Annotated in this window: 25 protein-coding genes and 1 tRNA gene; 12 read left to right on the top strand and 14 right to left on the bottom strand. The window is 57.1% G+C overall.

The genetic code is table 11. From position 1 onward, the window contains the following. Positions 1 to 75: 75 nt before the first annotated feature. From ACQKPC_RS15610 to ACQKPC_RS15620, 3 genes are read left to right on the top strand one after another with little or no spacing between them, the layout of a single operon-like run. Positions 76 to 1,017: an alpha/beta hydrolase family protein gene (locus ACQKPC_RS15610; protein ID WP_427625448.1), complete on the top strand. Its 942-nt coding sequence runs from the start codon at positions 76 to 78 to the stop codon at positions 1,015 to 1,017. Positions 1,018 to 1,054: 37 nt separating this feature from the next. Continuing rightward, the gene (locus ACQKPC_RS15615; RefSeq protein ID WP_253547116.1) at positions 1,055 to 1,471 is read left to right on the top strand and encodes a hypothetical protein; all 417 of its coding nucleotides are present in this window, start codon (positions 1,055 to 1,057) and stop codon (positions 1,469 to 1,471) included. A gap of 6 nt (positions 1,472 to 1,477) precedes the next feature. Beyond that, positions 1,478 to 1,936 carry a hypothetical protein gene (locus ACQKPC_RS15620; RefSeq protein ID WP_063341864.1) on the top strand — a complete coding sequence of 153 codons (459 nt, stop codon included), beginning with the start codon at positions 1,478 to 1,480 and terminating at the stop codon, positions 1,934 to 1,936. Positions 1,937 to 2,020: 84 nt separating this feature from the next. Here the strand turns inward: ACQKPC_RS15620 and ACQKPC_RS15625 are convergent, their stop codons facing one another. Together ACQKPC_RS15625 and gabP are read right to left on the bottom strand one after the other, a co-directional pair. Continuing rightward, on the bottom strand, positions 2,021 to 2,347 hold the full coding sequence (locus tag ACQKPC_RS15625) for a hypothetical protein (RefSeq protein WP_427625427.1): 327 nt from the start codon (positions 2,345 to 2,347) through the stop codon (positions 2,021 to 2,023). Between the two features lie 364 nt (positions 2,348 to 2,711). Then, positions 2,712 to 4,106, bottom strand: a complete 1,395-nt coding sequence (gene gabP, locus ACQKPC_RS15630) for a GABA permease (protein WP_427625428.1) — start codon at positions 4,104 to 4,106, stop codon at positions 2,712 to 2,714. 552 nt (positions 4,107 to 4,658) lie between these two features. Here gabP and ACQKPC_RS15635 point away from each other — a divergent pair. From ACQKPC_RS15635 to ACQKPC_RS15665, 7 genes are all read left to right on the top strand, one after another. Continuing rightward, positions 4,659 to 5,432, top strand: coding sequence for an ABC transporter ATP-binding protein (locus ACQKPC_RS15635; RefSeq protein ID WP_007897462.1), 774 nt, complete (start codon positions 4,659 to 4,661; stop codon positions 5,430 to 5,432). Positions 5,433 to 5,445: 13 nt separating this feature from the next. Then, positions 5,446 to 6,192, top strand: coding sequence for an ABC transporter substrate-binding protein (locus ACQKPC_RS15640; RefSeq protein ID WP_427625430.1), 747 nt, complete (start codon positions 5,446 to 5,448; stop codon positions 6,190 to 6,192). Positions 6,193 to 6,269: 77 nt separating this feature from the next. Then, the gene (locus tag ACQKPC_RS15645; protein WP_427625431.1) at positions 6,270 to 6,965 is read left to right on the top strand and encodes an ABC transporter permease; all 696 of its coding nucleotides are present in this window, start codon (positions 6,270 to 6,272) and stop codon (positions 6,963 to 6,965) included. Next, a complete protein-coding gene (locus ACQKPC_RS15650) occupies positions 6,962 to 7,651 on the top strand; it encodes an ABC transporter permease (protein ID WP_123498398.1) in 690 nt (229 codons plus the stop codon). Before ACQKPC_RS15645 ends, ACQKPC_RS15650 begins: the two co-directional genes overlap by 4 nt. Beyond that, on the top strand, positions 7,632 to 8,861 hold the full coding sequence (locus ACQKPC_RS15655; RefSeq protein ID WP_427625432.1) for a methyltransferase: 1,230 nt from the start codon (positions 7,632 to 7,634) through the stop codon (positions 8,859 to 8,861). Before ACQKPC_RS15650 ends, ACQKPC_RS15655 begins: the two co-directional genes overlap by 20 nt. Positions 8,862 to 9,205: 344 nt before the next feature. Further along, entirely contained in the window at positions 9,206 to 10,030 is an 825-nt protein-coding gene (locus ACQKPC_RS15660; RefSeq protein ID WP_427625433.1) for an FkbM family methyltransferase, read from the top strand. Positions 10,031 to 10,107: 77 nt separating this feature from the next. Further along, positions 10,108 to 10,183: transfer RNA gene (locus ACQKPC_RS15665), tRNA-Thr, on the top strand. Between the two features lie 290 nt (positions 10,184 to 10,473). Here ACQKPC_RS15665 and ACQKPC_RS15670 read toward each other — a convergent pair. The 3 genes from ACQKPC_RS15670 to ACQKPC_RS15680 form a co-directional block, all read right to left on the bottom strand. Beyond that, positions 10,474 to 10,830 carry a hypothetical protein gene (locus tag ACQKPC_RS15670; protein WP_427625435.1) on the bottom strand — a complete coding sequence of 119 codons (357 nt, stop codon included), beginning with the start codon at positions 10,828 to 10,830 and terminating at the stop codon, positions 10,474 to 10,476. After that, on the bottom strand, positions 10,796 to 11,194 hold the full coding sequence (locus ACQKPC_RS15675) for a carboxymuconolactone decarboxylase family protein (protein ID WP_007939479.1): 399 nt from the start codon (positions 11,192 to 11,194) through the stop codon (positions 10,796 to 10,798). The genes ACQKPC_RS15670 and ACQKPC_RS15675 overlap by 35 nt, the downstream gene beginning before the upstream one ends. A gap of 249 nt (positions 11,195 to 11,443) precedes the next feature. After that, a complete protein-coding gene (locus ACQKPC_RS15680; protein ID WP_427625436.1) occupies positions 11,444 to 12,193 on the bottom strand; it encodes a hydroxypyruvate isomerase family protein in 750 nt (249 codons plus the stop codon). A gap of 295 nt (positions 12,194 to 12,488) precedes the next feature. On the opposite strand from ACQKPC_RS15680, the gene ACQKPC_RS15685 reads away from it, so the two are divergent. Further along, positions 12,489 to 12,812, top strand: coding sequence for a hypothetical protein (locus ACQKPC_RS15685; protein ID WP_427625437.1), 324 nt, complete (start codon positions 12,489 to 12,491; stop codon positions 12,810 to 12,812). A 66-nt stretch (positions 12,813 to 12,878) separates the two neighbouring features. Here the strand turns inward: ACQKPC_RS15685 and ACQKPC_RS15690 are convergent, their stop codons facing one another. Beyond that, positions 12,879 to 13,589, bottom strand: a complete 711-nt coding sequence (locus ACQKPC_RS15690; RefSeq protein WP_427625439.1) for an SDR family NAD(P)-dependent oxidoreductase — start codon at positions 13,587 to 13,589, stop codon at positions 12,879 to 12,881. Between the two features lie 42 nt (positions 13,590 to 13,631). Further along, entirely contained in the window at positions 13,632 to 13,853 is a 222-nt protein-coding gene (locus tag ACQKPC_RS15695) for a tautomerase family protein (protein ID WP_007897514.1), read from the bottom strand. A gap of 661 nt (positions 13,854 to 14,514) precedes the next feature. Here ACQKPC_RS15695 and ACQKPC_RS15700 point away from each other — a divergent pair. Then, positions 14,515 to 15,441, top strand: coding sequence for a LysR family transcriptional regulator (locus tag ACQKPC_RS15700; protein ID WP_218396915.1), 927 nt, complete (start codon positions 14,515 to 14,517; stop codon positions 15,439 to 15,441). On the opposite strand, the gene ACQKPC_RS15705 is transcribed toward ACQKPC_RS15700, so the two are convergent. The 7 genes from ACQKPC_RS15705 to ACQKPC_RS15735 all read right to left on the bottom strand — a co-directional run bounded on the left by ACQKPC_RS15705 (position 15,358) and on the right by ACQKPC_RS15735 (position 20,412). Next, positions 15,358 to 15,675, bottom strand: coding sequence for an AzlD domain-containing protein (locus ACQKPC_RS15705; RefSeq protein ID WP_008068739.1), 318 nt, complete (start codon positions 15,673 to 15,675; stop codon positions 15,358 to 15,360). The two genes, ACQKPC_RS15700 and ACQKPC_RS15705, sit on opposite strands and share 84 nt — an antisense overlap. Continuing rightward, positions 15,654 to 16,370, bottom strand: a complete 717-nt coding sequence (locus tag ACQKPC_RS15710; RefSeq protein WP_008068738.1) for an AzlC family ABC transporter permease — start codon at positions 16,368 to 16,370, stop codon at positions 15,654 to 15,656. Before ACQKPC_RS15710 ends, ACQKPC_RS15705 begins: the two co-directional genes overlap by 22 nt. Continuing rightward, positions 16,367 to 16,804, bottom strand: a complete 438-nt coding sequence (locus ACQKPC_RS15715; protein ID WP_427625440.1) for a GNAT family N-acetyltransferase — start codon at positions 16,802 to 16,804, stop codon at positions 16,367 to 16,369. Before ACQKPC_RS15715 ends, ACQKPC_RS15710 begins: the two co-directional genes overlap by 4 nt. A gap of 22 nt (positions 16,805 to 16,826) precedes the next feature. Further along, a complete protein-coding gene (locus tag ACQKPC_RS15720) occupies positions 16,827 to 17,573 on the bottom strand; it encodes a 2OG-Fe dioxygenase family protein (protein WP_427625441.1) in 747 nt (248 codons plus the stop codon). 232 nt (positions 17,574 to 17,805) lie between these two features. Next, positions 17,806 to 19,092 (bottom strand): OprD family porin, encoded by a 1,287-nt coding sequence (locus ACQKPC_RS15725; protein WP_401171988.1) that lies wholly within the window; start codon positions 19,090 to 19,092, stop codon positions 17,806 to 17,808. A gap of 235 nt (positions 19,093 to 19,327) precedes the next feature. After that, a complete protein-coding gene (locus ACQKPC_RS15730; RefSeq protein ID WP_063341875.1) occupies positions 19,328 to 19,723 on the bottom strand; it encodes a nuclear transport factor 2 family protein in 396 nt (131 codons plus the stop codon). A gap of 17 nt (positions 19,724 to 19,740) precedes the next feature. Further along, positions 19,741 to 20,412, bottom strand: coding sequence for a DsbA family protein (locus ACQKPC_RS15735; protein ID WP_427625442.1), 672 nt, complete (start codon positions 20,410 to 20,412; stop codon positions 19,741 to 19,743). Between the last annotated feature and the right edge of the window lie 347 nt (positions 20,413 to 20,759).

The raw sequence follows: 20,759 nt of genomic DNA on the forward strand, positions 1-20,759 counted from the left end.
ACTTTCTCGCTCTGAATGGGCCCGGTTAGCAACGGAGCACCAATGAGACAACAAATCCTGCTCACGCAATTTCCAATGCTCCAATTCGGAAAACGCCCCTCCAATGCCGCCGGAGAGCCGTTCAACGAACCCGCCGCCGACGGCTTCATCCTTGGCGGCTTCACCTGGCGGCATGCGAATCAAGACCCAACCCGTCCTGTGGTGATTATCAACGCCGCTACTTCAGTCCGTTGCCGACACTACTCGCGCTTCGCCGATTACCTGTTCGCCAATGGCTTCGACGTGATCACCTATGACTACCGCGGCATCGGCGAGTCGCGCCCCGCGTCGTTGAAAGGACTTGAAGCCTCATGGTCCGACTGGGGCGCGCTGGATTTCGAGGCGATGCTGCAAAGAGCGCAACGCGAGTTTGCAGAACAACCCATCAATGTCGTCGGCCACAGCTTCGGCGGCTGTGCGGCAGGGTTGGGCGCCTCGGGGCATGTGATCCGACGCCTGGTGACGGTGGGTGCGCAGTTCGCTTACTGGCGCGACTATGCCCCCGCCCATCGCTGGCGAATGTTTGGGAAGTGGCACGTGACGATGCCATTGATGACCCTGCTTTATGGCTATTTTCCCGGCAAACGCCTCGGCTGGCTCGAAGACACCCCGGCCGGTGTAGTCCGCGACTGGAGCATGCCCACCGCCCGATACGAGAAACGCCCCAGCGGTCGTGTCATCCACGCCAAAAACGGTCAGCTCCCCTTCGCCAATGTCACCGCCCAAACCCTGGCGATCAGCCTCAGCGACGATCCCTATGGCACCATTGCGGCCATCGAACGCCTGCTCGGCTACTTCACTGGCAGTACAAACACCCACCTGCGAATCACCCCTGAAGATATCGGCGAAGAAGAAGTCGGACATTTCGCCTTTTTTCGTAGCGCATACCAAGCCACACTATGGCCCATTGCATTGTCCTGGCTGCGAACCGGCGAGCTGGCCCCCGATACACCCGGGCGGCGAGTGCCACGCAGTTGATGGATGCGCCCCCTCAACGAATTACGGAACGACGCCCATGGCCTCCGCCAACAAGCAAAACAAACGCGCCTCCCGCGCCAAAGCCAAGGCCAAGCAGAACCGCACCCAGCGGGCCGCTGCGCCGGTCGAGCTGGACCCGAACGACGATCGCATCGACTTCGAATCGGTGGACCTGACCGAACTGTTCAAGAAAATGATCGACGCTGAAAAAACCAGTCAGCAAGCGATGTGTGCAGCCTTCCTCGAAGACCCGCTGCTGGAACTGGTGTACGAGCAGGAAGGCGAAGAAGGCGCAATGGACTTCATCCTCGCGGCACTGATCGAATACCGCCAATGGTCCACCGAGACCGACGAAGCCGGCGCCCTGGCGTGGATCGAATCTGCGGCCTTCCAGGCTGACTACGTGGCGGCGTCCGACGCCATCGCGGCCCAAACCCAACAGAAACCAGACTGAGTTCCCATGGCATCCCTGAACAAGCAACAGAAACGCGCCAAACGCGCCAAGATCAAAGCCAAGCAAATCAATATCCACGGCAGAAAACCCGCCGCGCTGGACGATGATCTGGGCGACATCGGTGAGCCGATCCCGGAATACACCCTGGCGATGTTCAGCAAAATGCGTGACGCCGAGGCTACCAGCCGCAACGACATGCTGCTGACCCTGCTGTCGAACCTCGCCGAAATCATCAGCGATCATCCAGAACTGCTGGACATGGAAAACGCCGACAACGAAGCCATGGCCGCCACACATTTGGCCGCCGACATGCTGATCGACTACCGCATGTGGGCCGACGGCATGGACCGCGACGCCGCCCAGGCCTGGCTGACCGACCCGCAATTCATTACCGACTTTGGCGATGCGCTGGACAGTTATCGTCAGTCGCTGGACGAAGGCGAGTCAAAGGGCGAATCAGTCTGAAAACTGAAACCCGGGCAAACAAAAAACGGGCGCAATCATCACTGATTGCGCCCGTTTTTTGTTTGCCACCCGAAAATTCAAATCTTAGCCAGCGACAGCTTCCAGACGTGGAATTTCCATGCCGATCTTCGCGCTCACATAGCTCAGGTCGCCGCTGGCGATGGATTGAGCTTTGTAGCCGGAACCGATCAGGTCACGCACGTAGAGTTTGTTGTAGATGAACATGAACACGATGTTGCTGAGGCCGAAGGTGAAGCAGGCCACAATGAACATGATCGCTGCCCATTTGATATCACCACGGAACAGTGGCGGAAAAAAGCCAAAGAAAAACACCGTCCACGAGAAGCCGATTGGCGCTTCTTTCATGGCACCGGTGTTAGGGTTTTTGAACACAACCGATGTAAACGCCATGCCTGTCTCCTTGATGCCCTAATGGGTTGGCTGAACGGCCGGGCTATCTCCATGCAGCGCTGACTCTGACCTGCCGTCATAAACAACAGGTACACGCAAATGCATCTGTGAACACTCTTCAGATGAGGGAGCAGGCAAGAAAGGCTCGGGGGGCTTTAGCCAGGAAGGCTGGGGGCATCGAACAATCCGTGTCCTGAAACTCCATCGCATCCCGGAAACACCGAAATGCACATTCGCCAAGAAGGCTACTATTTAGCCATCACTCTGTCCATGAGATAGCCAACCGAAAAAGCAAAAACGACCGTGATCATTTCTGATGACGGTCGTTCGGTGTTTCTACCGCGTTTACTTTGAGTCAGAACACTCAGCGCGCTATCGCTGCGGTCAACTTCTCGTTGCGACGACGTCGAGCTACCAGCAACCCCGCCGCCACCACGAGTGCGCTTAGCAAACCGGTCGCGAGAATCTCCACGCGATGGGCTTCCTGGAACAGCATGATGGTCAGGGCCGCGACAATGAATACGATCACGGCGTAGGTCAGGCCCGGGAACAGCCACATGCTGAAGGCGATTTTTTCACCGCGAGCCATACGCTGTTTGCGCATACGCAGTTGCGAAATCGCGATCACCAGGTACACCAGCAACGCGATGGCGCCCGAGCTGGCCAGCAGGAATTCGAATACAGCGGCCGGGGCCACGTAGTTAGCGAACACTGCAAGAAACGCAGCAGCGGTCGACAGCATCACAGCCCAGTAAGGTGTGCCGCTGCTGTTGGTGCGCTGGGAAACGGCCGGCGCATCGCCACGTTTGCCCAACGAGAACATCATGCGCGAAGCAGTGTAGAGCGCCGAGTTCAGGCAGCTGGTTACCGCAACCAGAACCACAATATCGACGATCAGCTTGGCATTCGGGATACCCATGCGCTCCAGCACGGTCTGGTAGGAACCGACACTGGCCAGAATCGGGTCATTCCATGGCACCAAGGCCACAACGATGAAGATGGAGACGAGGTAGAACAAGCCAATCCGCCAGATCACCGAGTTGGTAGCCTTGGAAATCTGCTGGCCAGGGTTCTTCGATTCCGCGGCCGCAATGGTCACGATCTCAGTGCCCATGAAGGAAAACATAGTGGTCAGGATGGCACCCAGCACCGCGCCCATGCCGTTTGGCAGGAAGCCTTGAGTGTCAAACAAATGCGACACGCCGCTGACCTGGCTGGTCGGCAGGAAGCCGAAGATTGCCAGAATGCCAAGACCGATAAAGCCGATGATCGCTACGACTTTGACCAGGGCGAACCAGAACTCGAACTCTCCGTAGTTCTTCACACTGAACAGGTTGGTCACGGTCAGCAGCAAGGTGATAACCAAGGTGAAGGCCCAGATCGCCACGTTCGGGAACCAGGCATGCAAAATGGTCGCGGCAGCGTTAGCCTCCAGCGGGATAACCAAAACCCAGAACCACCAGTAGAGCCAGCCGATGGTGAAACCGGCCCAGTGACCAATCGCGCGATCGGCGTACGTCGAGAAGGAACCTGTGTCTGGCGATGCAACGGCCATCTCGCCGAGCATTCGCATGACCAGAACCACTAGGGCACCGGCGGCCGCATAAGCCAACAGCACGGCCGGGCCAGCAGCGGCAATGGCGTGACCGGAGCCGACGAACAGGCCGGCGCCGATTACTCCGGCGATCGACAGCATGGTCACATGACGCGGTTTTAGCCCCTGTTCAAGGCCATTGGAGGAGCTTTGGCTACTGCTCATTAAAACTACCTTTGCAAGTAAAGCGATGACGTCGGCCCGGTCTGACATCCCTTCTCGTAAAAAGAATCCAACAGGGCGTTTCTTATTCTGCACGCAATAATTGCGCCAAAATGTTTCACGCGCCCGTTACACGGGGCCTGCACGCAGATCGAGCAGTTATCGCAAGTCATTGAGATTAATGGCATTTCGCCAGAGCGTTACCCTGCCACCCACTTCAGTAACGAATCTGCGCACCAAAAAGACATCAAGAAATACAGGCGCGCACAATAAAAGTGCAGTTCGGGTACGTTTGTCCGGTTAGCGCTTCCAACACCCCGCCAAAGCTGGCAACATCGCGCCTTTTTTTACGCGACAGCCACGTCCAAGCGTGTTCAAACGGCTGTTCGGTTGTTGATGGGGCGACAGTCTGCTGTGCCGATGCGACAACCTGCCACATGCCACCCGTTTACCGTCCGTAGCGCTGTTGGCTGCCATTCGAACGCTATGCTAGCTTGGCCGCCTCGCCAGGAAGGCCGCCAATAGCAGGAGCGCAAAACACTATGAGGAACGCACATGGCTGAGGCCACGCCCGCGCTTGAAATCCGCAACTTGCACAAACGCTACGGACAGCTTGAGGTGCTCAAAGGCATCTCGCTGACCGCCCGCGACGGCGATGTGATCTCGATCCTGGGTTCCTCCGGTTCCGGCAAGTCCACGTTCCTGCGTTGCATCAACCTGCTGGAAAACCCGCATCAGGGCCAGATCCTGGTAGCCGGCGAAGAACTCAAGCTCAAAGCCGCCAAGAACGGCGAATTGGTCGCTGCCGACGGCAAGCAGATCAATCGCCTGCGCAGCGAGATCGGTTTTGTATTTCAAAACTTTAATCTCTGGCCGCACATGAGCGTGCTCGACAACATCATCGAAGCCCCGCGCCGCGTACTCGGCCAAAGTAAGGCCGAAGCCATTGAAGTCGCCGAAGCCTTACTGGCCAAGGTCGGCATCGCTGACAAGCGCCACGCCTACCCGGCGCAACTCTCCGGCGGCCAGCAGCAACGCGCGGCTATCGCCCGCACCCTGGCGATGCAGCCCAAGGTCATTCTGTTCGACGAACCCACCTCCGCCCTTGACCCGGAAATGGTCCAGGAAGTACTTAATGTCATCCGCGCATTGGCCGAAGAAGGCCGCACCATGCTGCTCGTGACCCATGAAATGGGCTTCGCCCGTCAGGTTTCCAGCGAAGTGGTGTTCCTCCACCAAGGCCTGGTAGAAGAGCAAGGATCGCCACAGCAGGTGTTCGAAAACCCGCTTTCGGCGCGCTGCAAACAATTCATGTCCAGCAACCGCTAACGGAGCTACCCGCATGCAGAACTACAAAAAAATCTTCCTGGCCGCTGCCGTCACCCTGGCCTTCAGTGCCGGTGTCGCCGCCGAGACCTTGAAGATGGGCATCGAAGCGGCCTACCCGCCGTTCAACAACAAAGATGCCAGTGGCAATGTCGTCGGCTTCGACAAAGATATCGGCGATGCCCTGTGCGCCAAGATGAAAGTCGAGTGCACCGTGGTTACGTCCGACTGGGACGGCATCATCCCGGCGCTGAACGCCAAGAAGTTCGACTTCCTGATCTCCTCGATGTCGATCACTGACGAGCGTAAGCAAGCAGTGGACTTCACCGCCCCGTACTACTCCAACAAGCTGCAGTTCATCGCACCGAAAAACGTCGACTTCAAGACCGACAAGGCTTCGTTGCAAGGCAAGGTTATCGGCGCTCAACGCGCGACCCTGGCCGGCACCTGGCTGGAAGACAACATGGAAGGCGTCGAAATCAAACTCTACGACACCCAGGAAAACGCCTACCTGGACCTGACTTCGGGTCGTCTGGACGGCATCCTGGCCGACAAGTACGTCAACTACGAGTGGCTGAAAAGCGACGCCGGCCGTGCTTACGAATTCAAGGGCGACCCAGTGGAAGAAAGCGACAAGATCGGTATCGCTGTGCGCAAGAACGACCCGATTCGCGAGAAGCTGGACGCTGCGCTGAAAGAAATCGTCGCTGACGGCACCTACAAAAAGATCAACGACAAGTACTTCCCGTTCAGCATCTATTGATTCTGACCTGCCGGGCCGGCGCCATTATTTGACGGCGCCAGTCCCTGGCATTGCCTGCGCGATTTGAAAAGAAATCCATGACTATCGATCTCTACGGATTCGGCCCGGCGCTCGCCGCTGGTGCGCTGATGACTGTGAAACTGGCACTCTCGGCCTTGTGCCTGGGGCTGGTGCTCGGTCTGCTCGGCGCCTTGGCCAAGACTTCCCCGTACAAGCCGCTGCAATGGCTTGGCGGCACTTATTCCACGCTGGTTCGCGGCATCCCGGAATTGCTCTGGGTGCTGTTGATCTACTTCGGCACGGTCAACCTGATGCGTGCCCTGGGCGAGTTCTTCGGCAACCCCGACCTCGAACTCAATGCCTTCGCCGCCGGCGTAATTGCGCTGGGACTATGCTTCGGCGCCTACGCCACGGAAGTGTTTCGTGGTGCGATTCTGGCGATCCCCAAGGGTCATCGTGAAGCCGGCGTGGCCTTGGGCCTGTCGAAATTTCGCATCTTTACCCGGCTGATCATGCCGCAGATGTGGCGCATCGCCCTTCCCGGCCTGGGCAACCTGTTCATGATCCTGATGAAAGACACTGCGCTGGTCTCCGTCATCGGCCTGGAAGAAATCATGCGTCACACACAAATCGGCGTGACGATATCCAAGCAACCGTTCACCTTTTATATGGTGGCCGCCTTCATGTATCTGGGTCTGACCATTCTGGCCATGACCGGCATGCACTTTATGGAACGACGTGCCGCTCGCGGCTTCGCCAGGAGCACCCAATGAACTGGGAAGTCATCATCAAGTGGCTGCCAAAACTGGCTCAGGGCGCGACGCTGACCCTGGAGCTGGTGGCCATCGCCGTGATCGCCGGGTTGCTGCTGGCGATTCCGCTGGGCATCGCTCGCTCGTCACGACTCTGGTACGTGCGGGCATTCCCCTACGGCTACATCTTCTTTTTCCGTGGTACACCATTGCTGGTTCAGCTGTTTCTGGTCTACTACGGTCTGGCGCAGTTCGACGCGGTGCGTAACAGCTCGATGTGGCCCTACCTGCGCAGTCCGTTCTGGTGCGCCACCGCGACCATGACCCTGCACACCGCGGCCTATATCGCCGAAATCCTGCGCGGCGCGATCCAGGCGATTCCTCCGGGCGAGATTGAAGCGGCGCGGGCGCTGGGCATGTCCCGGGCCAAAGCCCTGTTCTACATCATGCTGCCGCGTGCGGCGCGCATCGGCCTGCCGGCCTACAGCAACGAAGTGATCCTGATGCTCAAGGCCAGCGCCCTGGCCAGCACCGTGACCTTGCTGGAATTGACCGGCATGGCTCGCACCATCATCGCCCGCACCTACTTGCCGGTGGAGATCTTCTTCGCCGCGGGCATGTTTTATCTGCTGATGGCTTACGTGCTGGTTCGTGGCTTCAAGCTGCTGGAGCGCTGGCTGCGCGTCGATGCCTGCCAAGGGCGTTGATTCCTGCGTGCTGACGGGCGAGGCCCTGCTCGCCCGTTTCACCGCGCTGGATGCTTTTCTGATCGAGCATCAGGCGCTGTGGAAGCCTCGACCGTTTACCCATCTGCAACTGCCTTGGGAAGCGTCCTACCCGGAGTTGGCGTTTTGGCTACGCGGCCGGTCGCTGGAGGATGCGGAAAGCAGTCATAACCAACCTTGTTTGCTCGATGCGCCGGAGCCATTTGCTTCATTGGCGGCGATGTCTGCTGAACTGAGCACGGTGGGTGAATTACCAGCTCGTACACTTGAAGCGGCAGGTCATCGATTGAATGTGGATGTGCCGGGACGCAAATGGCAGCAGATTGAAGCGTTCGCCGGTCGCCTGCAATTTGCTCATGCACCGACACATTGGCTGGATTGGTGTTCGGGCAAGGGCCATTTGGGGCGGCGCCTGTTGCAAACCGGGCAACAACTGACCTGCCTGGAGTTCGACCCGGCGCTGGTCGCCAGCGGCCAGGCACTCAGCCAGCGTCATCAGTTGCATGCGTTGCACGTCGAGCAGGATGTGCTCGCGCCAGGCGCAGCCTCCTTATTGAACGCCGATCACACGCCCGTAGCGCTGCACGCCTGCGGTGATCTGCATGTGCGACTGATCCAGCTCGCCAGCGCCGCCGGTTGCAAACAACTGGCCATCGCACCGTGCTGCTACAACCGGATCAGTCCGTACACCTATCAGCCGCTTTCCCGCGCGGCTGAGCGCTCCGACCTACGTCTCTCCGTTGATGATCTTGCGCTGCCGATGAGCGAAACCGTCACCGCCGGCGCTCGCGTCCGACGCCAGCGCGACACCTCCATGGCCCGGCGCCTGGCGTTCGACTTGCTGCAACGGCAACTGCGCGGCGTCGACAAATACCTGCCAACCCCTTCCCTGCCCAGCGCCTGGCTGGACAAGCCTTTCGCCGATTACTGCCGCGATCTGGCAGCACTCAAAGACTTATCCACAGTTGGTGCCCCAGATTGGACTACACTCGAAACCGCCGGTTGGCAGCGATTGGCTGAAGTCCGCAATCTGGAGCTGCTACGAGGCCTTTTCCGACGGCCGCTGGAGCTGTGGCTGGTACTTGATCGGGCACTTTTCCTCATTGAACAGGGTTACGCCGTTCGTCTCGGCACCTTCTGTAAAACTCCACTCACGCCGCGCAATTTCCTACTCCTGGCAGAACGTCCTTAAATAGCCACAGCCTGTGGATAACTCTGTTGATGGAATTATCGTGGATCCAATATCCGCGCCGTTTTACGCCTTAAACACTACTGGTCATTTTTTGTTCACCCTTATAAAAAACCGGTAAAACAGGCATTTGCAGACAAATGAGAACGAGTTCACAAAATCGTAATGAACAGGCCATCGCCCCTGCTCCATTGTGCATAAGCATTTAATCAAAACGACATAACCGCCGAACACCGGACATCCATAGCGCAAAATTGCGCCTTGCAACGTCCCTTGCTATACACGCATACAAGGACGCCGACAGTGCGGCCCATGAACAAGAAAAATCTGACCGACAGGATGCGACCGTGACGTTCATTTCTTACGCCCAGAATTTCGAAGACATCCGCCTGTGGCGCGCCCTCAAATACGTCGAAAATGGCTTTTATATCGATATCGGGGCCAACCACCCCACCCAAGACTCCGTCACCAAGGCCTTCTATGACCGCGGCTGGACCGGCATCAACGTCGAACCCATGCCAAATTATTACGACGCCCTGTGCGAACAACGCCCCAACGACATCAACCTGCAATGCGTGGCCGGCGAAAGTGCCGACGACCTGACCTTCTACGGCATCGCCGGCACCGGCCTGTCGACCCTCGACCCGGCCCTGGCCCAGCAACACAAAGACGCCGGCATGGACGTGCGCAGCCAAACCGTCAAATCCCGCACCCTGGCCTCCATCTGCGAACAACACGCCGGGAACCGTCCGATTCACTTCCTGAAAATCGACGTCGAAGGCCACGAAGAAACCGTCCTGCGCGGCATGGACTTCACCCGATGGCGACCGTGGATCATCCTCATCGAAACCCCATGGGAACGCGACCAGACCTGGGAAACCCTCGTCACCGGCGCCGGCTACCAGCCCATCCTGTTCGACGGCATCAACACTTATTACCTCGCCGAAGAGCACCTGGCCCTCAAACCCGCCTTCGACATTCCGCCATGCAACCTGGACGACTTCCAGTTCTGCCGTGGCCACAACTTCAGCCACCCCGTCACTGACGCCGAAAACCACCTCGCCGCCGCCCTGCAACGCGCCGAACACGCCGAAGCGCAGTTGCGGGCGATGCAAAACAGCCGAACCTGGCGCGCCCTCCAGAAACTCAAGAACGTACTGCTTCGCGCCTGACCGAACGCCTGCGCAAAAATAGTCTGAATTCAGGGGTTTACAGAACCAACCCAATCGCTATAATCGTCGCCCAACACGCCGGTATAGCTCAGTTGGTAGAGCAACTGACTTGTAATCAGTAGGTCCCGGGTTCGACTCCTGGTGCCGGCACCATACAAAACAAAGCCCTCGCAGCAATGCGAGGGCTTTGTTGTTTCTGGGGTTGGAGAATCTGCTTCCATCCGACCTTGATAGCCCCACCAAATTCGCCTGCGCGCCTGCCGTTACACATTCGCTTCAGCATGACGTTGACGAGCGACTGCCCCACCTGAAATGCACACCAATACACCCGTCAAGCCTAGGTTGACGTTGTCAGCATGCTCAAATCGTGCGGGGCTTTTTTGCTCGAACCAGGGATACGACGATTTGCATCTGGGAAAATAAAGTTGTCCCTTTTCCACTTCTCAGGGGTTGTTGTTCCCGGATGCCGCTCCTGCCTGGGGCCCTTTGCCGAGCAAGGGGGCGGTTTCCACTTCCAGCATCAGCAGCACCATTTCCGTCAACTCGGCGTCGGACTTCTGTCCGGCATAGAGGTCATGGAGTGCTTTGGCGAAGGGGATGCGCAGGTCTTGGTTTTCTTCGCGGGCGGTATCGCTGTATTGCATTAGTTCGCTGATGGCTCGCAGCACAGCCGCTTGCCACCGAGCGGTGGTCCTGGGACCATCGCTGGTGATTGCAATCAACTTATCCTTCGTCAGCTGGCGAAGGGCAGGTTCGCGCAACGGCTTAAGCGGCTTTGGGTTGCGAGTGATCTTTGACATACCGGACGATACTCAGCGTTTCCTGCCGGAACTGCTCGTAGTCGATCTGCTGGGCGTTAATAAAGGTGCTGCCCATCATGGTCAGCGAGCCCATAAAGCTGGCTTCGGAAATTTCCTCGTCGCTCGCGCCAAACAAGCGCGCGGCTTCGGTATGGAACAGGGCGCAATACTTGCAACGGGTCGCCCCGGACACCGCCAGACCTATCAACTCCTTGTACTTATTAGGAATCTTGGTATCCGCCAGCCAGAAGTCCCGGGCCACGCCCCAGAATCCGATCGCTCCGCCTTCCGGCATCTGCTTGATCCACTCCGGTACCAGACCCAGGGTCTGCTCAATTTCCTGATAGGTATCACGAATAGCCATTTGACACCTCCTTACCTCTGGAGAGACATCTGCTACAGAGATACAACTAGTTTAGTTCGCTGGCGGCCATGCCAGAGCCGGCAGCAGCACGACTCCAGCAATGAATTCTTAAACATCGTAGAAACAACAGGATGGATTTAGTTTTTTTGGGCGCAATGACGTACCACTAAGAACCTGAAGTTATAGAACTTGGCGGGTTGGCTCAGAACGCTCGTATGTGAAATGCGAATCCCGTCCGCATCGCAAGCGCTAAGCACTTAGCTGTTTAATCCAGTCAAGGCTCGCAACGGTGGAACCGGAAGGACGGTATTCACACCCGATCCATCCTGTGTAGCCACGCTGCTCCAGCGCGACGAACAAAGCTGCGAAGTCGATGTTCCCTGTTCCCGGTTCGTGACGACCCGGGCAGTCGGCAATTTGCACATGGACTGTTCTGTCATAAAACCGAGCCAGAACATCTGCCGCATCTCCGGTCAAAAGCTGAGCATGGTAAAGATCGAGAATCAGCCCGACACTCGGGAAGGTCTCCAGCACCTGTTGCGCCTTGCTGAAGTCGGACATGTAATAGCCCGGCATCTCTTGCGTACAAATTACTTCGATAAGCGGCCGCAATCCCTGATCCTCGAAGTACTTGACGGCATACTCCAGGTTGCCTCCGAAGATAGGTCCTGCGTCATCCTGCGTCGTAACGCCAGACATGATGTGGACATCCGAACATGTCAGCGCCTTTGCATAGCGGGCGGCCTGGAGCAAACCGTGGCGAAACTCTTCTTCCTTGCCCTGCAAGGCAGCGATGCCTTTGGTAACGCCCGCCGGTGCGGCGAACTGAATCAACGGCAGACTGTATTGCGCCAGGTGGTCTGCCAGGAGGCTCGCGTCGAATTCATAGGGCGACGGGAACTCCACTGCCCGAAAACCCGCTGCGGCGGCGGCTTCGATGCGTTGCAGAAAAGGCAATTCATTGAATTGGAAACCGAGATGAGCGTTGAACTTGAGCATTAGGTAAATATCCATCCTTGGGAAGAAATGAAATCATCAGCCTGGAGCATCCTTCGCAGCTCCAGCACTGCATCAAAACAAAGCCCTCGCAGAAATGCGAGGGCTTTGTTGTTCCTGGGGTTCGTGGGGCCAACAGCATTGGCCTGAGCAGTCAGCACAAGAAATCTCTCAGCTACTAACGAGCAGATCTCCCTCTGCTACGCTTCACAAGCCACGGCTTTCCTCAGTTGTGATTTCCGGTAAGTACGTGGCACCACACGACCGAAAGAAACACCAACGAGTAAGGAACACTCCCATGCCTCTCCATAAAATAACCTTGGCCGGTGCGCTGTTGTTCACTCTGGCCGGCTGCAACTCCATCGCCAGCAGTACCAACACGCTAACCGATGAGCAGATCAAATCTCAGAGCGCCGGCGCGTTGGGCTATTCACCTTCTGACTTGAGTATTGTCAGCCGTCGTACTGAAGGCACGAATACTTATGTCGCGCTGAAAACCAATGATAACCAGCAGTTCAACTGCATCATTAACGGCGGCAACCTGCTGACGCTGGGTATGACCAATCCGCCGTCATGCGCGAAAAAGGGTGAACCGATCAAGGTAGCGCCGTTCGGAGGTTAATGAATCAAGGATGAGAGCGCTGGTCGTCGTCCTTGCTGTGAACAGCGCCCTACTCCTGAACCGCTCTCAGTGCCCCGCACTCTGCCCACCATCAACATGCAAGATCTCGCCGGTGACAAAGTTGGCGCTGTCCAGATACACCACAGCCTGAGCAATATCGCTGATCTCTCCCATGTGCCCAACCGGGTGCAAACTTCCCAGTGCTTCGTGGGTTTCCTCACCATGCATCGGCGTCTTGATGATGCCCGGGGAAACCGCATTCACCCGAATGCCACGCTTGGCGTACTCAATGGCCAAGGATTTGGTCGCCGCGTTCAAGCCACCTTTGGTTAACGAAGCCAATACCGACGGCACACCGTCTATAGCGTGATCCACCAGGCTGGTGGTGATGTTGACGACGTGGCCGCTGCCTTGTTTTTCCATCTCGGTGATCGCGAGTTGGGTGATGTAGAAGAAACCATTCAGGTTCACCGATAAGACTGCGGCGTAGTCTTCGGGGGTGTAGGCGGTGAACGGCTTGGCGACGAAGATCCCGGCGTTGTTGACCAGGGTATCGATACGGCCGAAACGTTCGGTCGCTTCACGGATGACGTGCTGGGCGATCGCCGGGTCGCCGATGTCGCCGGCAACGGTGAGGATGTCCGGGTCGGTGGATGGCTGGATCGAACGCGAAGTGGCGACAATCCGGTAATCGAGATCACGGAAGGCCTTGACCATGCCTGCGCCGAGACCTTGAGAGGCGCCAGTAATAACGATGACTTTTTTCGAATTGCTCATGATGAACCCTCCACTACTAAATGATGGTTTTGATGGACGCGGTCATGACTGCCCCTGCGCCTCAGCCAGTTGCTTGCGGTACTGGGTAGTGGTGATCCCGGCATAGCCCCAGTTATCGGTGTCGACTTCTTCGATCACGATGTGGGTCAGGTCCGGGCGTTTGTTGAGGACGCGTTCCAGGGTTTCAGTGATTTCGGCGATCACCTGAGCTTTCTGCTCTGAGGTAACGCCATCGCGGGTGATGCGTACGCTTACGAAAGGCATGAGGAATCTCCAGTGACCCTCTCATCGGAATGATGGGGAGGCGTTGGAGAGGAATGTATGAGGTTGGGTCAGGGGGATAAAGGTGGGGACGGGAACATCATTAGTGACGTGATGTAATAAGTTGCCGGGAGCATCATTATGCGCAGACTATTGAAAAGAGATTTTCCGCCCCCCCAAAAAGACGCCGACACACGGTCAAAAACACCCGTTGACACCCGCGTCACACGGGAAGAAAATTTAATCGAGAGCGCGAAACCGACTGCCTTCAGGTGGCGATAGTCGATGTAGGAGCCCCGTTGATGACCTGAAAATCAGCGCTCGGGTAAACCTCTCCTCCCCTGCTTGAGGGAGCACAATATCAAGCACCTATTCATGAAAGCAGCCTGATCAGGCTGCTTTTTTTTGCCTTGGAAAAAGATTTCGCTGCTTCCAAAAAAAGCTCACACCTCCCCCATCCAGGTCTTTTTTGCTCCCTGATCACCTACCCTCCACCAAAACCCCGATCCTGTGTAAGCCTCAAACCATCGGACGCAGAATCATTTCGCTACTAAACTCGGGACAAGCATGCTCAGGTGCAGGATCATAGCCAGCACGCGACCGACGCCCACCCGGCGGCCAGGTACACAACAATAGCCAGCCCACTTTAGAGGGCATTACCCAAATGGATAGCAGAACCTTACGTAACCTCATGCGCATTGTGCAGACCGGCTCATTGTCGGCAGCGGCAGAGCATTCCTGTTTGACCGTGCAGGCATTGGCCGCGCAGTTGAACAAGGTTGAAGAGCAGTTCGGTTTTCGGTTGTTTCGTCGCTCCAACAAGGGGCTGACCCTGACAACGCAGGGCACGGAGCTCACGCCCTACATGGACAAAGTGTTGGTCGCCACGCGGCAACTGGAAGAAAAAGTCGCCGCGCTGAAGGTGCCTGGGCAGCGCACGCTCAAGGTTGCACTTAACACCACGCTCTCGGCCGACTTCAACCGGCGAATGATCGGGCGCCTCATTGAGGTGTTTCCTGATTATCAACTGGAATTCAGCTACGCCGAGTCGATGGAAAACCTCAGCAAATTGAAGAATGAGGATTTCGACCTGGCCGTGCTGATCGGCCCGCAACAACCGGGGTTACCCAGCATTGCCCTGCCCCATGTACAGGTGCAGGTGGTCGGTGCCCATTGCGGTCAGGAAAACGATCCGCTGATGCTGCTCGGCAACAAGTTTCAGGTTCGTCCTGCCGATGATTGTCCGTATTCCCACAGCTTCTTGCGCTTTCTCGACGCCGGCCTTGGTAATTACGAGTCAGGTAAGCGGATGATCTATTCCTGCAGCGAGACCCTGACCCTGTCGTTGATCACACAAATGGACGGCCTTGGCATGGTTTCCCGTGAAGCGGCGCTGCGTAACGGCCTGACCATTTTCCCGGGTTTCGAGGATTCCCTCGAAGTGCGGTTGGCGGTCAATAATCCCGAGTTGTCGGGTCAGGCCTTGAACGACGTGGTCGCTCTGTCGCTACATGAACGACCCGAGCGCAATGTACGCAGCCGTCCCAACCGCCACACTGAGAAAGAGGTTTTTGCTGAAATACGCACATAACAACGTCGGAATCGCTGCATAGAATTCCGGGCGATCGAGCTGCACCTGCTGATCCTTGATCAACAGCGGCGTAAGGCTGATGGCAGCGACGATCGCCACCGGCAGGTATTCCAGCGCCCTGGCGACGAAGGGCGGCCAATGGTCGGTGTTCACTTGCAGCGGCAACGCACGCGGCAGGAACGTCACGGCCATCATTAGCACGACGACCAGAATCAGGAACGTTTGGTCAGGCATACGCCCACCCCGCAGCCCACGAATGTGGCGATGAATACGTTGAAGGGTGAGCTGCCGATCAGGCTCAGGACACCCATGCAGGCGACCGCGGCCAGTGCGGCGATCAGTTTATTGCGGGTGTTGCACAGCGATACCAGGACGTAGAGCATCATCGCGGTCAGCGCATAGTCGAGCTGATATTTGATCAGGTGCGCTGCGTACTGCGCGCAGATTGCTCCCAGCAAACCACCCAGTACCCACGACGTGTGGCAATACAGATTGAAGCCAATCAGATAACGCACATTGACCGGCGTGCCCTTGCCCAGTTTGACGCTGTGGAAGGCGAACGATTCATCGGTCAGCCCGCCGGCATAACACCAGCGCTCGAGACGACTGAGCCCCATCGCCTGCAAGGCCTTGGCCATGTAGACCGACATCAGCATGTGCCGCGCATTGATCAGAAACGTAGTGAGGATGATGGTGGTCAGCGACGCGCCGCTGGAGATCAGCGCCAGGGCGGCGAACTGCGAGGCACCGGCATAGACGAACAGGCACATCGCGACCGGCAGCCACACGGGCAATCCGGCATTGACGGCCATCAAACCGAACACAAACGACACCGTGAAGTAGCCCGCAATCACCGGGCTGGCTTCAGCAAACGTGCGCGAGGGCTGGGGCTCGACCATCAGCGGCTGGCTGCTGGACGTCTCATTCATAAGTCCCTCTCAAAGGTCGTTTCGCCACGCGGCTCGCAAAAGCCCTGGGCACTCCAAAAACGTTTGCCGGCAAGGTTAGCATCGTCAACGAACAGGAACATCCGCAGCACACCGACCCGTTTCATGTCTGCCGACGCCGCTTCCACCAGGCGCTGACCGACGCCCTGGCTGCGATACACCGGGCTCACCGCCAAGTGATTGATGGTGCCACGGCTGCCGAGCATGCCGCCCAACACCGCGCCGACTACTTCGCCACGGATATCGAGCGCGAGGAACGCAGCAGTGGTTTTTTGCACCAACACACCGCGCAGGCATTTGGCGTCCTGCCATTCACAGAACGACACTTCTTCGAATTGCCGAAAGAAGCGTTCCAGGCGCTGGGCATCCTTGGCCGTCGCGCGCTGCAGCATCACCGGTGCAGGGCACTCGGCCATGTTCATCATGGGATCTAGCTGTTCAGCGAACAATGTCGAAAGCGGTCCCGGGCCGCGAGAAGGAAATGGCCAAAATCTGCCGATAGGCCATTTCGTGAGCGTGAGTGTTGCGTGCCGGTGTCACGTAGTGACGCATCTCGCGATCGAGGAAGTAGGTGGTGTCGAGGATTTCCAGATAGGTCGTCGCTGCCAATTGTTCCTCTTGGGCTGAATACAAACGGCTCTCCGCCCCGTCCACGTTGTTACGGCCCCAGAAATGCACACCGCTGAACGGATAACCGTCGCAGTGAATACCTTCAGGGGTAATTTCCAGTTGCTTGCCTGGCTTGATTTCGATGCGGATCTGATGGATCTGGCATTGCCAGATTTCGTCGTGCAACTCTGGCGGCAATACGTTTTTGTACACCTCGAAATCCGCATCGATGAGGCTGCGCATCACCGGCGAATTGATGACTTCGTTGGAGAAATCCTGGAAGTGCCGCTCCAGTCCGCCGACGTAGCTGTTGTTGGCCTTCGATTGCACGTAGGCGCGGTGTTCCAGCTGCGTCAAGTCACGGGTGACCGGGTTGTATTCGAAATCGCTGTAACGACGGAAACGCATGCCCGCATCGGCTTGGCCGTAATAACTGTCCGGCTCCATGCTTTCCCAACTTTTGGTCAATCTGACGAAGTCGGAAAAATGACCGAAGAGATTGAAGTCGGCTCCCTGGACGTTGACATACTTGTCGCGCCGTAGCGATTCGCCAACTTCTCTGTTCAAAACGATCATTACTAGGTCTCCACTGCATTTAGCGGCTCAATCTAGTAGGTGCGGCATTTGCAGCCCATGAGAAAGAATTTCAGGCATATCAAGCGTTGATTGAAACGCGGTATGAAGTTGCTTTAATTCGACTTTTTACGATCGAAAACAGCCATTTTTCGTATTTTCTTACGGTCATGAGGCGAAAAAAAACCCTGAACCAGTCAGGGTTTTTATCGAGTCTGAACAACTCAGCCGATCATCAGAAGATGTTGATCGGGTAATCCACGAATACGCGCAGTTCATTGCCGCTGACGTTGTACTCGCTGGATTTGTGCGACACGCGCAGGATCGAGCTGCGCACCTTCACGCTCAGGTCTTTGGCCGGGCCACTTTGCACGACGTACTTGAACTGGTTGAAGATCTCGCGCTCGGTGCCGCCTTCGCTGGTGGAGGTGGTGATGTTGTCACCGCGCACATAGGCAACGTTGTAGCTCAGGCCAGGAACGCCGAAGGCGCTGAAGTCCAGACCGTAGCCCAACTGCCAGCTGCGTTCGTCTTCAGCGTTGAAGTCAGACCAGTAGGAATTCGCCAGATAGATGGTGTTGCCACCGTCGCCGACGCGACCTTGATCCTTCTGGTAGCCACCGTAGGCGTAACCCAGGTTGCTGTCGCCGGTGCTGCGTTGGTGAGCGAGTGTGAACGAGTGCGGGCCGGTGGCGAAGGTCGCTGCCAGGCTCCAGATCTTGTTGTCGTCGCCGGTAGCACCGCTTTCGCGGACGTAGGAATCGTCCAGCTTGGTGCGGTAGCCGTTGAAGTCCAGGGTCAGGGACTGATCCTTGTCGATCGGGAACACGTAGTTGGCGTTCACGTATTGCTTCTTCAGCACGTCTTCGACGTCGGATGCATACAGCGCAGCCTTGAACTGTTCGGTGAACTGGTAGCTACCACCCAACACGTTGATCGACTTCAAGCCACCGCTGTCACGGCCTTCAGCACTTTTGCGCGATTCGGCGGTGAAGCGACCGGCGTTCAGTTCCAGACCTTTGATCTCCTTGGAGGTGATCAAAGTGCCGGTGTAGCTTTCCGGCAGCAGGCGCGAGTTGTCGTAGTTAAGCACCGGCAAGGCCGGCATCTGGTCGCCATAAGTCAGCGTGGTGCTGGAGAGACGGAACTTGACTGCTGCGCCACCCTTCGACAGGTCGTCCGCCGCGTTGCCGCTGTCGCCCTGTTTGAAAAAGTCGATACCACCGGCGCCGCTGCGGCCCTTGCCGCCATCCAGACGCAGCGCGTACAGACCGAAAGCATCCACACCCACACCAACGGTGCCTTGGGTGAAGCCGGACGAGAAAGTACCGATGGCCGCTTGGCCCCACTCGGCTTTGTCCTGTCGGCCGTCCTTGTAGTCACGATTGATGTAGGCGTTGCGCAGCAGCACTTTGAGGCTGCTGTCTTCAACAAAACCCTTGGATTCGGCCTGGTCGTTAGCCATAGCCTGAGTGGCGCTCAACATCCCCAATGCGATCAGGCTGATTCGCTTGTTCAACATGTTATTTTCCTTATTACGGGTTGATACGCGCTGTGCCGTACAACTGAAACGGCGCTATCGCGCTCTTTTTTCACCCAAAAACAAAAAGGCCCGCCCACGAAAATTCGCGGCGGGCCTTTTATTGTTTTGTGAGTCATGGCGGTTAGCCACAGGCGTGGGGCGCATCCTATCTGCGCCCTTAATAAGGTGTCAATTTCAGGAATCGTCTGTGAATAGGCGAAAATCGTCTAAGAAATCACTTGTCAGCGATAGCCAATTGCACGGTGTGGCTGTCGACGAATTGTTCGAAATGCGTGACTTTGCCATCGGCCAGGGTCCACAAGTGAGCGACCCGAGCATTCATCGGGCGGCCGGTGGCTTTGTAGATTCCGCTGTAATTGCCGTAGGCAAACACCTTGTCGCCCTGTGCAACGTAGTGCTCGACCTTGAACTGAAAATCTTCCCACTCGGTGGCCAGGCGCTTGAAGACGTTTTCGACGATAGCGTCGAAACCGACATAGGTCCCGGCGTACGGGAAACCTGCGGCCTCAGTCCAGCGAGCGTCATCGGCCAGCGCCGCAGCGGTATTGCGAGCGTTCTCCTGGGAGTTGGCGCCTTCGTAGGTGCTTTTAATCAGGCTCAGGTTATCCATGGTGACTCCAGGTGAATTCAATGGGCGCAGCCGTCGAGGCCACAGGCTTGAAACGCGGATGAAGACTCTTTTGCCGCCAATGACTGGCTCAACCATTGAGCGAAGGCTTGCGGTTTGCCGAGCCAAGGGCCGATGTCGACCAGGGTGAATTGGCCATCCTGTTCCAATGCGAAAGTCGGAAAACCCTGTCCACCGACCTTGGCCAGGAGTGCGCGGCTGTCTTTGATATGGCGATCGGTGTCAGCTTCATTAAATGCCTGTTGGAACGCCTCGGGTTCAAGGCCGGTCTGTGTGGCGAGTTCCAGCAGCACGGCGTTATCAGCGATGCGTCGACCTTCCACGTAATGAGCCGTCTGCAAACGCCCCAGCAATGCTAGCCCGCGACCAGCGATCTGCTCGGCTGCCAGCACAGCGGCAATCGGTGGCGCGGAATCGAACACTGCCGTCTCATCGCGCAGCAGCCCCTCAAAATACGCCTCGCCAAACGGCTGGCCGGTGTACTCGGCGATGCGTCGGTCATGGGGCATGACGTAATTGCGCAGTTGTGGCGAAACGGTCTGGCGGTTGGCGCCGGTCATCATGCCGCCACCGTGGGCGATGACAGGCAACACCGCTTGGGCGGCTTGCACCAATGGTTTGGCGCCGTAGCACCAACCGCACAATGGGTCGTAAATATAGTGAAGGATCATGGGAAGACTCCGGCAACAAAGTAGGAAAACTCAATGCCGGCAGGTTAATCCCCAGGCAGTTTCGGAAAAACGCTGGAATGGCTTTCAGTCTGTTTCATGAATCGGTCGAATACTTTCTGTTTCCGCCAGGTTATGGCCGACATGACCGGAACCTATATCTTCTAAACAATGCAAAACCTTGTGGGAGCGGGCTTGCTCGCGAAGGGGCCATCATGTTCAACCTCTTCATTGACTGGCATATCGCTTTCGCGAGCAAGCCCGCTTGTATGCTGGGACTTGAAGGGAGGAGGAGGGACAAAGCCCGATTCTGACTGTTGACGCAGTACAGATCCGTGGGAGATTTCGCC

It is taken from the genome of Pseudomonas sp. NPDC089918, from assembly GCF_050280605.1.
GTDB lineage: Bacteria > Pseudomonadota > Gammaproteobacteria > Pseudomonadales > Pseudomonadaceae > Aquipseudomonas.